Genomic DNA, 12381 nt, shown 5'->3' with positions numbered 1-12381 from the left:
AATTCGATTGAACGCAAATCGTTCTCGGCCTTTTCATCGCGTCATTCACGAAATGTGAGTGGGGCGGGGATGTTTCCGGCAAAAATCTACGTAGGCCAGATTGCCGTCGTGTTCGGCATCGTCAGCACATCGACGTGGAGCGCGACGCAATGGGCTGCCCATGCGCTGGGTTATCAGGCGGGTCTTGGCTCGCCGTGGTTCAGCGTTTCAAGCTATCCCGTCTATCTGCCATGGCGCGTCTTCGAGTGGTGGTATGCTTACGACGCATATGCGCCCGAGATTTTTGAGCGTGCGGGTGCGATCGCCGCGGGCGGTGGCATCGCCGGTGCTTTGTTCGCTGTCGTCAACTCGGTGTGGCGTGCGCGGCAGAACCAACTCGTCACGACCTATGGTTCTGCGCGCTGGGCCAGTTCGAAGGAGATTGCGAAAGCAGGGCTGTTCGAACCGAGAGGGGTGTTCCTCGGCTGTGTGGATCACCGTTACCTGCGCCACGATGGGCCGGAACATGTGATGTGCTTTGCGCCGACGCGCTCCGGCAAGGGCGTCGGCCTGGTGCTCCCGACGCTGTTGTCATGGACGTCGTCCGCTGTGGTTCACGACATCAAGGGCGAGAACTGGCATCTCACAGCCGGCTGGCGGGCGTCCTTCTCGCATTGCCTCAAGTTCGATCCGACCGACGAGCGAAGCGCCCGGTACAATCCGTTGCTCGAGGTGCGCAAGGGTCCGGCGGAAGTCCGGGACGTGCAGAACATCGCGGACATTCTGGTCGATCCCGAAGGCGCGCTGGAACGCCGGAGTCACTGGGAGAAGACCAGCCATTCCCTGCTTGTCGGTGTCATCCTTCACGTCCTTTACGCCGAGCAGGAAAAGACGCTGGCGCGGGTGACCGAGATCCTCGCCGATCCCGCGCAAACGTTTGAGAAGACCCTGCGCGATATGATGGCGACCAATCATCTGGGTACGCCGGAGGCCCCAAAAGTTCATCCGGTTGTCGCCTCGACTGCACGGGAGCTGTTCAACAAGTCTGAGAACGAACGATCCGGCGTGTTGTCGACGGCCCTTAGTTTCCTTGGGCTCTATCGGGACCCGACCATTCGCCGAAACACCGCGGCGTGCGACTGGCGGATTGCGGACCTGATTTCCACCGACAAGCCGGTCACGCTCTACCTTGTGGTGCCGCCATCTGATATCAGCCGGACCAAGCCGCTGATCCGCCTGATCTTGAATCAGATTGGCCGCCGGCTGACCGAAACCTTGAACACGACCGTCGGCAGGGTGTCGCAACGTCAGCTTCTGATGATGCTGGACGAGTTTCCAGCCCTTGGTCGCCTGGATTTCTTTGAAACCTCGCTCGCGTTCATGGCGGGATATGGCATTCGCGCGTATTTGATCGCGCAGTCGCTCAATCAAATCGCCAAGGCTTATGGCGAGAACAATTCCATCCTGGACAATTGTCATGTCCGCATCGCATTCGCGGCCAATGACGAGCGCACCGCCAAGCGGATCTCGGATGCACTGGGCACCGCAACCGAACTGAGGGCCCAGCGCAACTATGCTGGCCATCGGCTGGCACCGTGGCTCGGTCATGTCATGGTCAGCCGTCAGGAAACCGCGCGGCCGCTGTTGACGCCCGGCGAAGTGATGCAATTGCCGCAGGATGAGGCGATCGTGCTGGTGTCCGGCCTTGCACCGGTTCGCGCTAAAAAACTGCGTCACTACGAGGACGCCAATTTTGCTGGCCGTGCCCTTGCACCGCCGCAACTCGTTGGCCGGTCGTACCCTGATCTTCCAAGCCCCCGCGTCGACGATTGGTGCGATCAGGTCAGGCTGATCGACCTGCGGCTCGCGGCACTGCCTTACCGCGATCTTGTTCAAGCCACCGATGAGGAGGGCGGGCTCAGGCAGCAGTTCGTGCCGCTCGACCAACCGTCCCAAGAGCCCATCGACGCAGCTCTCGCCGAGGAGCGGCTGTTCGATGATGACAGCGACGCGGCCGCTGATCGCAAGCAGATTCAGCGCGCGGCGCAAGGCCCTCAAACGATCAGCCGCGCTCACGCGGTCACCCGTGACGGCGACGATCTTCTTCCCTCCTTTTGACGAGTTCAGTCAATGAAAATGAAGATATCCGTGTATCTGTCCGACAGTGTTGCCGAGCGCCTTGTGCTGGCCGCCAAACGCCCCGGCGGCAACAAGTCGGCGATCGTCGATGCAGCCCTCGACCGTTTTCTCAATCCTGAGCGGGATCAAGCGGGCGATGCCGCGCTGCTGCGACGCCTGGACCGCATGAGCCGGCAACTCGGGCATATCGACCGCGACCTTGCCGTCACCGCCGAAACCGTCGCGCTTTATGTTCGCTATTACCTGACCATCACGCCGCCCCTGCCGGGCAGCGACCAGGACGCGGCGCGTGCGCTCGGCCGCGAACGGTTCGAAATCTTTGTGGCCCAGGTCGCCAAGCGAATTGCATCGGGTGGCCGGCTTGTCGCCGATGTGATGGACCGTCTCGGTGCCACCAACCCTGACCTGTTTGTCCGGCAGTTCGAGGAGGGAACTTCCCATGGCGCGACGGAGCCTAACGTCAACGCGGAAACCCGGTCGCAGGACGCGACGGGTCGGGCGCCGGGGCCGTCTCCGGCGGGACGGGAGGGGGTCGACCATGTCTGATCTCCTCTCGTCCGAGACCCGCGAGCGACGCCGCGGCATGCTGCGCACGGCCATGGGCCCGGCCATTGCCGTTGCCCTGGATGAGCCCGACGTTGTCGAGGTCCTGGTCAATCCCGATGGTCACCTCTGGCTCGACCGACATGGCTCAGGACGTTCTGAGACCGGCGTGGTACTCACTCCGCATGAGGTGGAACGCATCATCCGCCTCGTGGCGAGTCACGTTCGCGCCGAGGCGGGCAGTGGCGCGCCGGTCGTGTCGGCAGAATTGCCGGAAACTGGCGAACGCTTTGAGGGGCTGCTGCCGCCGGTCGTCCTCGGTCCGTGCTTCGCCATCCGCAAGCCGGCCACGACCACATTTCGACTAGAAGACTATATCACGGCCCAAACCCTCTCTCGCCACGCGGCGAAGGTTTTGGCCGCGGCTGTCGAAGAGGGCCGCAACATCCTTGTGGCCGGCGGGACCGGGTCCGGCAAGACCACGCTTGCCAACGCCTTGTTGGCGGAGGTCGCTGCCCTCAACCAGCGCGTCGTCATCATCGAGGACACACGGGAGCTGCGCTGCGATGCCAGGGATGCAGTGATGCTGCGGACCAAACCCGGCGTCGTCTCGCTGGCCGACCTCGTGCGCTCAACGCTGCGCCTGCGGCCCGACCGGATCATCGTGGGTGAGGTCAGGGGCGCCGAGGCGCTCGATATGCTCAAGGCCTGGAATACCGGCCATCCCGGTGGCATCGCCACGGTCCATGCCAATTCAGCGCGCGCCGCGCTCTATCGCATTGAACAATTAACCCAGGAGGCGGTGGCGACCGTTCCGCGCCGGCTGATTGCGGACGCGATCAACCTGGTCGTCTTCATCAAGGGGCGAGGTCCGGCACGCCGGGTCGAGAGCATCCTTGAGGTCAAGGGATTGAATTCGAGCGGCGACTACGTGCTGGAGACGCCACCCGGGCTCTGAACACCAGCCAACCATCGAACCATCATTGGAGATCGTCATGAACCTGGGATTCCCGGAACGCTTCCGGCTGTCAAAATTTCAAAGAGCCTACGACATCGCCGTCCCCTTCATTATCGATGCCGGGATGGTGGCGCTGATGGTGCTGTTGCCGATCTCCAGCGCGTCCGCCGCAGGCTCGGGGATGCCGTGGGAAGCACCGCTTCAACGGATTTTGGAATCCGTCCAGGGGCCCGTCGCGAAAATCGTGGCCGTGATCATCATCACGGTCACGGGCATCTCGCTCGCGTTCGGCGACACGTCGGGCGGCTTCCGAAAGATGGTCCAGGTGGTGTTCGGCCTGTCGATCGCGTTCGCTGCAAGCTCATTCTTCTTGTCGTTTTTTTCGTTCGGTGGGGGAGCGCTGATCTGATGCGCAGCCCCGGCTTCGAACTTGTTCTCCATCGGTCTTTGACCGAACCAATCCTGCTCGGTGGGGCGCCGCGTGCGGCGGCCATTCTGATCGGGACACTGTCCGCGGTGCTGGCGCTTGGCCTGCGCCTGTGGATCGCGGGCCTGATCCTGTGGATTGCGGGACACGGACTCGCGGTCTGGCTTGCAAAACGCGATCCCGCCTTTGTCGACGTCGCTATCAGGCACACCAAGCACAAGGGGTGGCTCGCATGCTGAACCTGCGCGAGTTTCGCTCCAGTGCCCATCATCTTGCGGACTGGCTGCCCTGGGCTTGCCTCGTCGCGCCCGGCGTCGTCCTGAACAAGGACGGCAGTTTCCAGCGGACGGTGCGTTATCGCGGACCAGACCTCGACAGCGCCACCGAGGCCGAGCTGATGAGCGCGGTGTCGCGGGTCAACAACGTCCTGAAACGGTTCGGATCCGGTTGGTCGCTGTTGTTCGATGCCACTCGGATACCGGCCTCGGACTATCCGCGTTCGACGTTCCCGGACGCGGTGTCGTGGCTGGTTGACGAGGAGCGTCGCGCCAGTTTCGAGGGCGATGGTTCAACAGATGAGCCGGCAACTGCGTTCGCGCAGCATTTCGAGAGCCTGTCTTACCTGACATGGACCTATCTGCCGCCGGCCGAGCGGGTCTCGCGTCTGGAGGGCTTCTTCCTGGAAACTCCGAGCCGTGGCGCAGCCGAGCAAGACGACTTGCGACTCCCTTGGGGGAATCGTCAGCCACGCGCGTCCGGTGGGGCGGAGCGTCTGTCACCGCAGGAGGTGGATGCGACCGAACCGCCGGAGGACGAGACAACCCCCACACCGAGGACGCCTTACCGGGAACAACTTGACCGGTTCATCCAGGAGACAGACCGCGCTATCGATCTGCTCGCGTCGGTGCTGCCGGAGATCGCGCCGCTCAACGACCAGGACACGCTCACCTATCTGCACGCCTGCATCTCCACCAAGCGTCATCCGGTGCGGGTGCCTGACGTTCCGGCTTATCTGGACGCATTCCTCAGCGACGAGCCGCTGACAGGCGGGCTCTCGCCGGCGATCGGCCGCAGCCATCTGCGCACGGTCACGGTGCTGGGCTTTCCGGCTGTCACCTATCCGGGACTGCTCGACGATCTGAATCGCCTCGGGATTGCCTATCGCTGGACATCACGCTTCCTGCCACTGGACCGGACCCAGGCGACCGCGACCCTGACGCGCTACCGACGACAGTGGTTCGCCAAGCGCAAGTCGCTGGGCGCCATTCTCAAGGAGGTGATGTTCAACGAGCAGGCTGCCTTGCTCGACACCGATGCGGACAACAAAGCGGTCGATGCGGACGCGGCCCTTCAGGAGCTCGGGGACGATCTCGTCGCCTTTGGCTACATCACGGTCACCGTCACGGTGTCTGACGAGGACAGCCATCGTGCGGACGAGAAAATTCGTCTTGTCGAACGCGCAATCAATAATCGCGGGTTCACGACCATCCGTGAGAGCATCAACGCGGTGGAAGCCTGGCTCGGCAGCCTGCCGGGGCAGGTCTATGCCAACATCCGCCAACCGATCGTTCACACCCTCAACCTGGCTCACATGTGCCCGCTGTCGGCGGTGTGGGCCGGCCCGCAATGGTGCGATCATCTCGACGGACCGCCGCTGCTTGTCGCGAAAACCAAAGGTGCGACCCCGTTCCGGCTTTCGCTTTATGCAGGCGACGTTGGCCACACCCTGGTTGTCGGGCCGACCGGCGCCGGCAAATCGGTCCTGCTGGCGGTGCTCGGACTTCAGTTCCGCCGGTATGAACAGTCTCAGCTGATCGTCTTCGACAAGGGACGCTCCGCCCGGGTCATGACACTGGCGCTGCGTGGCGCCTGGTACGAACTCGGGGTCAGGGGAGGGTTGTCGTTTCAGCCGCTGCGGGATGTCGACGACCAGGGCGCGCGGCTCTGGGCGCTTGACTGGCTGTGCGGGGTCTTGTCCCACGAGCGGGTCGCGATCACACCCGAGGTTAAGGAGACGATCTGGTCCGCTCTGAGAAGTCTTGCTTCGGCGCCAGTGCAGGAGCGAACGATGACCGGGCTGGTCGCGTTGCTCGCCCGCGATGCCCTGCGGCAGGCTCTGCATCCCTACACCCTGGAAGGACCGTACGGCCGCTTCCTGGATGCGGATGCCGATCGGCTGTCGGGGGCCGACGTCCTCACTTTCGAAATGGACGAGCTGATGGCGCTGCCGGGGCTGGTGGCGCCGGTGCTCACCTATCTCTTCCATGCGCTCGATGCGCGGTTTGATGGCCGGCCGACGCTTCTGGTTCTTGATGAGGCCTGGCTGTTCCTCGACGACCCGCTGTTCGCCGGCCGTATCCGCGAATGGCTGAAGACGCTGCGCAAACGCAACGTGGCAGTCGTGTTCGCGACGCAGTCGCTTTCCGATATCGCCAACAGCCACATCGCGCCGGCGATCATTGAATCCTGCCCAACCCGGATCTTCCTGCCGAACCCGCGTGCGCAGGAGCCGACGCAGTCGGACACCTACGGCCGCTTCGGTCTGAATGAGGCTCAGATCCGGCTGATCTCGGAAGCGTCGCCAAAGCGCGACTACTACCTGCAATCCCGCGCCGGCAATCGGATGTTCGAGCTCGGCCTGGGGCCGGTCGCGCTTGCGCTGGCGGCCGCCGCCTCACCGGACGATCAGCGACAGATCGATGCGATCCTGGCCGGCTTTGGCGAGAGACGATTTCTCGAACGCTACTTCATCGAACGCGGGCTGCCATGGGCGGCCAACCTGCTGTCCGCTTTCGAGAGAACCCGCGACGCCTGATGTCGTCGCCCGAACCAACCGACTTCCCCATAAACTTGGAGTCTCGCCATGCTTCGAAAACTCATCAGCAAAGTGTCCTTGCGTAACCCGTTGACCATCGTGGCCATCATCCTGCTCGTCCTTGTGATCGCCGTGAACGGATCGCGGCGGCTCGGCGCCCAGATCGTGTTCGATCCATCGAACTACAGCCAGAATGTTCTGACCGCCGCACGGACCCTCGAACAGATCAACAATCAAATCAGGTCCCTCGAGAACCAGGCCCAGATGTTGATCAATCAGGCCAAGAACCTGGCCAGCCTGCCGAGCAGTGTCGTCGGCCAATTGACGTCCCACATCAACGAGATCAACAGCCTGATTGCCCAGGCCAAGGGCATCACCTTCGATATCCAGAACACCTCCAGCGACTTTGAGCGGCTTTATCCGCGCCAATACAGCGCCGCAGTGTCCTCGGATCGCATGGTGCGGGACGCCACAAGCCGTTGGGACAACACCTATCAGGCGTTCCGGCAAACGCTTCTGACCCAGGCGACCATCGCCTCAAACCTCACGCAGGACGGTCAGACGCTCAAGACCCTGATGGCGGGCTCTTCCGGCGCCACTGGATCTCTGCAGGCCCTTCAATCGAGCAACGAGCTGCTCGCCCTCCAGATCAAGCAGTCGCTGCAGACCCAGGCACTGATCGCCACCCAGGCTCGCGCCGATGCCTTGCGGGCCGTTGAGCAGCAATCTTCGGCCGCCGCCGCGCAAGAGCGCTTCACCCGGTTCATCGGCAATGGCCGCGCATATTCGGCCGGCAAGTAGAGGAGGGAGGGCACATGGCTGATCTCTCGGTTATCGATCGCTTCACTGAGACATTCTCGCGCTACATCGATTCCGGATTCGGTATTCTCGGTGGGGACGTTTCCTTCCTCGCCTCGACGCTGATCGCAATCGACATCACCCTGGCCGGGCTCGCATGGAGCATGCGGGCTGATGACCATCTGTTCGTGACGCTGGCAAAGAAGGTGCTCTATGTCGGTGTCTTCGCCTTCATCATCGGCAACTTCAAGTCGCTTGCCGACATCGTCTTCACCTCGTTCTCCAGCATCGGGCTGAAGACCGGTGGTGGGACGCTGACGGCGGCCGATCTGACCCGGCCCGGGTTTGTCGCCTCCGCCGGTTTCCTGGCGGCCCATCCGCTGCTGGAAGAAACCGGCCAGTTCTCGGGTTTTGACGTCCTCACCAACCTGCCGACGATCCTGATCCTGCTGATTTGCTGGCTCCTGATCGTGCTGGCGTTCTTCGTGCTCGCCGTTCAGCTGTTCGTCACTTTGATCGAGTTCAAGCTGACGACACTGGCAAGCTTCATCCTGGTGCCGTTCGCGCTGTGGGGCAAAACCGCCTTCCTCGCTGAAAAGACACTGGGCAATGTCGTGGCGTCCGGCGTCAAGGTCATGGTGTTGGCGATCGTGGTCGGCATCGGCTCGACCATCTTCGGACAGCTTGCGACAACGCTGACCCGGCCGATCGACGTTGCTTCAGCCATGAGCCTGCTGCTCGCCGCGCTCTCGCTGTTCGGGCTGGGGATCTTCGCTCCAGGCATTGCAGCGGGTCTGGTGTCCGGTGCTCCTCAACTTGGCGCCGGCGCCGCAGCCGGGACGGTGGCTGGCGCGGCCGCAATTGGAATCGGCGGCGGTGCCCTCGCGATGGGTGGTTTGCGGGCGGCGGCCGGTGGCGGAATGGGTGCGGTGCGAGCCGCGGCCTCGCTGACAGGTTTGTCCGCTGGGAGCGGGGCGGCAGGAGCGTCTGCGGCGGGGGCCGGCGCTGCCGCAGGTTCGCCGGCAGGCTCTGCTGGCGCCGCGGCGACGAACCCAACGTCGAGCGGTGGAGCGTCCCGGGCCGCAGCTGGTCCGCAACACGGCCAGCAGGTGAAGGAAGCGCTGCATGTCGCTGGTCACACCCTGAAGGAGGGTGACAAGGGCGGCCACTCCTCGGGCCCGAAACTGGGGGAGGACTGAGCGATGGATCATCCTTTCCGACGTCCCTCGGTTCGGTACGGCGAAATGCCGGAGCCGGTGACGCCCTACCAGAAGGCGGCACAGGTCTGGGACGAGCGATTGGGCTCGGCTCGCGTCCAGGCCCGCAACTGGCGCTTGGCCGCGTTAGCGGCAATCGGGCTCTCGAGCCTGCTGGGAGGAACACTGGCGGTCGAGATCGGACGCTCGGGCGTCGTTCCCTATGTTGTCGAGGTCGACCGGCTCGGCGAGGTGCGCGCAGTCGGTCCGGCGGCCACGGCCTACCAACCTTCCGACGCGCAGATCGCGCACTTTCTTGCGCGCTTCATCGAAAATGTTCGTTCGCTCTCGATCGACCCGGTGATCGTCCGCACGAACTGGCTGCACGCCTATGACTTTGTGACCGATCGCGGCGCCCAGGCGCTTAATGAATATGCCCGTGAAGCCGATCCCTTCACCAAGATCGGTGCCAAGACGGCCACCGCCGAGGTCACCTCGGTGGTTCGCGCTTCCGGAGACAGTTTCGAGATCCGCTGGAAGGAAAGCACCTACGAGAACGGTGCGGTGGCCAAGACCGAGCGTTTCACGGGCGTCGTCACCGTCATCCTCAAATCCCCCATCACGGCCGAGACGCTGCGGAAGAATCCCCTCGGCCTCTACGTCCATTCCCTCAACTGGTCGCGCGACCTGATCGGAGACCCGAAATGATGTCCTGTGGCATGAAGTGCAAAGCGTCGGCGAGCGTGCTCGTACTATCCTTGTCGCTTGGCGGATGCGCGACCAAGTTCAACCTGGAAGCCCCCCTCGACGACTTTACCTTTGAGCAGGCGCGTCCGGAGGCTGATCCCCCGAAGCCGGTGGAAGTCGTGGAAGTGCCCAAGGTGTTGCCGTTGCCCGGGCAGCTCAAACCGTGGCCGCCGAAAATCGCCAAGGAGGAGAAACTCCCTCCGGAACAAGCTATCGCAAAGGCCAACAAGGCGGCTCGGGTCGAGCCATCGCGTGCCGGCTATCTCAATGCGATTCAGGTCTATCCCTGGACAGACGGGGCGCTCTATCGGCTTTACGCGAGCCCGGAAAAAGTCTCGACCATCGCGCTGCAGGCCGGCGAGGAATTGATCGATGTCTCGACCGGCGACACGGTGCGCTGGGTGGTTGGCGATACCGCAAGCGGGCAGGGAGGCACACGGCGTGTCCACATTCTGATCAAGCCAACCCTGCCGGATATCCAGACCAATCTCGTAGTTCTCACGGATCGGCGCACCTATCACATCGAGTTGGTGTCGACCAAGCAGACCTACATGGCCTCGATATCCTGGAATTATCCCAGCGATAGTCTGGTCGCCTTGCACAAGCAGAACATTGTCGCACGTGAAGCGGAGGAGCGTGTCGCCGATCGTGGCGTGCGGCTGGATAATCTGAACTTCCGCTACCGCATCGAGGGGGATGCCCCGCCGTGGCGGCCGCTTCGCGCCTTCGACGACGGTCGCAAGGTCTACATCCAGATGCCGTCGGGTCTGCCGCAGGGAGAGGCGCCGCCGCTGTTCGTGGCGGGGGCGGACGGCAGACCCAATCTGGTCAATTACCGGGTGCGGGGCACGTACTACATCGTCGACCGGATGTTTGGCGCTGCCGAGCTCCGCCTCGGAGAAAACCCCCAGCGCACCGTTCGCATCATCCGCACCGACGCCCGGCCGGTCTCGCAGTTGTTCAACATCGGAGGCGGATCGTGACGGACGACTTTGGCAAGGTCGAACCGGAGCGGCTCGAGTTGCGCGCCCGGCCGCGGGCAATTCGCAGGCTGAACAGGCGTGCGTTAATGCTCGGTTGTTCGATTGTCGCACTATTGGTCGCGGGCGCCGCGATTGTGGCGCTCCGTCCAGGCCAAATCTTCAAGCAGGGTGATCGATCCGAGCTTTACAACACGGACCGTAAGCAAACCGCCGAAGGGCTGTCCAAACTTCCGAGATCCTATGAGGACGTGCCGAAGCTTGGGCCTCCGTCGCCGGGAGATATTGGCCACGCTTTCGTCCAAAGCGAAAAGAAGGTCGGGACGTCAGAGGCGCCATTCCGGGCGGACCCGGAGGAGGATGCCGAGCGGGCGGAGCGGATTCGGCAGGGCCGGATCAATCAGCAGGCCAAGGAGTCCGGCCTGTTTGTTCGCCTGTCGGAGAAGCAGAGCCAACGCAAGCAACCGGCGTCCGCGGAAAAGGCTACAGTTCAAGCCTCGCCGTTCCGGCCGGCTTCGGCGGACGGCGGTCCATCGGCGGCTGAGCTCGCGGCCAAGGCCGCTCAGGGCCTGACGGATCGCTCCAGCGAAATCATCCCGTCGTCGCAAGCGCGCAAGCTGGCGTTTGTCAGCACCAAGCCGGACAAGGAAACCACCAATCCGCACAGCCTCGCGGCCGCGCCGTCGCCATATTCGGTGATGGCGGGGTCGATCATCCCGGCGAGCCTGATCACTGGCCTGAATTCGGATCTGCCAGGTGCGACGATCGCTCAGGTGACCGAGAACGTCTACGACACCGTCACCGGCGAGTATCTTCTGATCCCGCAGGGGACGCGGCTGATCGGGAAATACGATAGCGTCGTTGCTTATGGTCAGAAGCGGGCGCTGGTGATCTGGACCCGGCTCATCCTGCCCGATGGAAATTCCATCGTCATCGATAACCTGCCGGCGACCGACGTCGCGGGTTATGCCGGCCTCGAGGACGAGGTTGATATGCACACCTGGCAATTGCTGAAGGGGATCGCGATGGCGACGCTGCTGGGGGTAGGGACGCAGCTTTCGCTCGGGACAGATGAAAGTGATCTGGTGAAGGCCCTACGGGAGAGCGTTCAGCAGACCACCAATCGGGCGGGACAGCGACTTGTCGAGCGCGAGATGGACGTCCAGCCGACGATCACGGTTCGGCCTGGTTGGCCGCTGCGGGTGATTGTTTCAAAGGATCTGGTGCTGAAGCCGTACGACGCGGTGCAGACCGCCGCCAAAGCAAGGTGAGAGCATGAAGCTGTCCAAACTGCCGGACCGAGCTCCCGTCAAGTTCACGATCGTTGTGCGGCCTCAGCTTGCGGCGCGGTTGCAGGGTTATGCGGAGTTTTATGCTGAGACTTATGGCAGCCGGGAGGAGGTCGCGGACCTCGTGCCGTTTATGCTTGAGTCGTTTATGGATGGCGACGCGGATTTTCGGCGACTAACACGGACAAAAGGTGATCCATCTTCATAATTCAGATCTGCGTCGCTTTCAAAAATTCGATGGCTTGATTAACTGCAAGGACAGATCGTTGAAGACGCTCCGAAAAAGATTGCAATTCGATGATTGTTGCTTCTTCCATCCTGAGGCTGTCCGCGGTTAGGTAAATCTGCACAAGTTCGTCCAGTGGAACAACACTCGGTCGAGCGCAAGTATGACAAGCTACGATGCTTCCGTCACATGAGATGGAAAGCTCCAATGAATTGTTCGACGCAATTGTCTGTTCAAGCAATTCGAGAGGAACCTCCACTGACGTAATTGTTTCTCCCCCAGAT

At 62.6% G+C, this 12381-nt stretch carries 12 protein-coding genes; all 12 read left to right on the top strand.

What is annotated here, in order from left to right:
• Positions 1–69 precede the first annotated feature (69 nt).
• The 12 genes from RS897_RS36425 to RS897_RS36370 all read left to right on the top strand — a co-directional run bounded on the left by RS897_RS36425 (position 70) and on the right by RS897_RS36370 (position 12079).
• Positions 70–2097, top strand: a complete 2028-nt coding sequence (locus RS897_RS36425; protein ID WP_315833494.1) for a conjugal transfer protein TraG — start codon at positions 70–72, stop codon at positions 2095–2097.
• Between the two features lie 18 nt (positions 2098–2115).
• The gene (locus RS897_RS36420) at positions 2116–2664 is read left to right on the top strand and encodes a CopG family transcriptional regulator (RefSeq protein ID WP_315833493.1); all 549 of its coding nucleotides are present in this window, start codon (positions 2116–2118) and stop codon (positions 2662–2664) included.
• Positions 2657–3619, top strand: a complete 963-nt coding sequence (gene trbB, locus RS897_RS36415; protein WP_315833492.1) for a P-type conjugative transfer ATPase TrbB — start codon at positions 2657–2659, stop codon at positions 3617–3619. The genes RS897_RS36420 and trbB overlap by 8 nt, the downstream gene beginning before the upstream one ends.
• Positions 3620–3743: 124 nt before the next feature.
• A complete protein-coding gene (locus tag RS897_RS36410) occupies positions 3744–4028 on the top strand; it encodes a TrbC/VirB2 family type IV secretion system protein (RefSeq protein ID WP_315838860.1) in 285 nt (94 codons plus the stop codon).
• Entirely contained in the window at positions 4028–4285 is a 258-nt protein-coding gene (locus RS897_RS36405) for a VirB3 family type IV secretion system protein (RefSeq protein WP_315833491.1), read from the top strand. Before RS897_RS36410 ends, RS897_RS36405 begins: the two co-directional genes overlap by 1 nt.
• Positions 4279–6861: a conjugal transfer protein TrbE gene (trbE, locus tag RS897_RS36400; protein WP_315833490.1), complete on the top strand. Its 2583-nt coding sequence runs from the start codon at positions 4279–4281 to the stop codon at positions 6859–6861. The genes RS897_RS36405 and trbE overlap by 7 nt, the downstream gene beginning before the upstream one ends.
• A gap of 48 nt (positions 6862–6909) precedes the next feature.
• Positions 6910–7662 (top strand): P-type conjugative transfer protein TrbJ, encoded by a 753-nt coding sequence (gene trbJ, locus RS897_RS36395; protein WP_315833489.1) that lies wholly within the window; start codon positions 6910–6912, stop codon positions 7660–7662.
• A gap of 14 nt (positions 7663–7676) precedes the next feature.
• On the top strand, positions 7677–8858 hold the full coding sequence (gene trbL / locus RS897_RS36390) for a P-type conjugative transfer protein TrbL (RefSeq protein ID WP_315833488.1): 1182 nt from the start codon (positions 7677–7679) through the stop codon (positions 8856–8858).
• A 3-nt stretch (positions 8859–8861) separates the two neighbouring features.
• Positions 8862–9563 (top strand): conjugal transfer protein TrbF, encoded by a 702-nt coding sequence (gene trbF, locus RS897_RS36385; RefSeq protein ID WP_315833487.1) that lies wholly within the window; start codon positions 8862–8864, stop codon positions 9561–9563.
• Entirely contained in the window at positions 9560–10585 is a 1026-nt protein-coding gene (gene trbG, locus RS897_RS36380; protein WP_315833486.1) for a P-type conjugative transfer protein TrbG, read from the top strand. The genes trbF and trbG overlap by 4 nt, the downstream gene beginning before the upstream one ends.
• Complete coding sequence (locus RS897_RS36375; RefSeq protein WP_315833485.1) at positions 10582–11853, top strand: TraB/TrbI/VirB10 family type IV secretion system protein; 1272 nt, start codon at positions 10582–10584, stop codon at positions 11851–11853. Before trbG ends, RS897_RS36375 begins: the two co-directional genes overlap by 4 nt.
• A gap of 4 nt (positions 11854–11857) precedes the next feature.
• Positions 11858–12079, top strand: coding sequence for a DUF2274 domain-containing protein (locus RS897_RS36370; RefSeq protein WP_315833484.1), 222 nt, complete (start codon positions 11858–11860; stop codon positions 12077–12079).
• The last annotated feature ends 302 nt before the right edge of the window (positions 12080–12381 follow it).

Origin of the sequence: Bradyrhizobium prioriisuperbiae (assembly GCF_032397745.1) — a bacterium.
GTDB lineage: Bacteria > Pseudomonadota > Alphaproteobacteria > Rhizobiales > Xanthobacteraceae > Bradyrhizobium_A > Bradyrhizobium_A prioriisuperbiae.
This window is presented reverse-complemented; position numbering and strand designations above follow the sequence as displayed.